This is a genomic window from Streptomyces monashensis (genome assembly GCF_001866665.1).
GTDB classification, from domain to species: Bacteria; Actinomycetota; Actinomycetes; order Streptomycetales; family Streptomycetaceae; genus Streptomyces; species Streptomyces monashensis.
In genome coordinates this window covers 1-855 of record NZ_MLYO01000125.1, presented here as the reverse complement: position 1 = coordinate 855, position 855 = coordinate 1, and the positions used below count along the sequence as shown (strand labels likewise).

General features: G+C 64.8%; 1 protein-coding gene. It reads right to left on the bottom strand.

The genetic code is table 11. The features are described from left to right. Nucleotides 1–129: 129 nt before the first annotated feature. The coding region (locus tag BIV23_RS43995; protein ID WP_079173806.1) for a group II intron maturase-specific domain-containing protein at nucleotides 130–855 on the bottom strand (726 nt) is incomplete at its 5' end.

Here is an 855-nt window from a genome sequence, read left to right as displayed (position 1 = left end):
GTGGAGAGTCGGCCCGAGGCGCGGTGACCGGGTCTCCCCGGCCCCGTTTCCTCGGGCCGCTCACCGAACCGGACGTGCGACTCTCACCGCATCCGGCTCTCCACAGGTTCCTGCCGTTGGTTCGATGATCTATGCGGCCCACGGTGTCGGGATGTTCAGCCCGCGCCAGCGGTAGCGGGTGACCGTCACCGAGGCGATGTTGAACAGTCCGACACCTTCCAGAACGATCTGCCGCCAGCCCATGGGGCCCTTGAACTGTCGGCGCAGAGCCGTCCACGTCATGCGTCGCCGATACGTGATCATGTTGACCACCCGCCACCACACGAACGACCGCAAGGTGTTGAACGTGTGCTTGGCGACGGCGTGCTTGAAGTAGTTGGCCCAGCCGCGAAGGATCTGGTTGATCCTCGACAGCACGGCGGCGAACGGGACCTGCGACCTCCTGTGGGTCAGCGCCCTGATCTTCCGCTTCAGTTCGCGGACCGGCTTGTCCGCGATGAACGTGTAGACGTAGTGCTTGTCCGTTCCCCGTTTGCGCATCCACTTGATGTGGAAGCCGAGGAAGTCGAACCCGTCGGCCATGTGCACCACACGCGTCTTGGACTGAGAAAGGCGCAGTCCAAGCGGGGCAAGGACCTCGCCGATGTCCGTCTTCAGCGCCTCGACGTGGTGGCGTTCGCCCCTGACCAGCACGACGAAGTCGTCCGCGTAACGCACGACTCGCCAGTTCGGCAGGTTCTTGGCCACCCGCGTGAAACGGCGCGAGTCGCTGGACATCGTTCCGCCCGGCTTCCACGGCCCCATCACGTGCTCATCGAGCGCGGACAGGGCGATGTTGGCCAGCAGCGGAGAGAG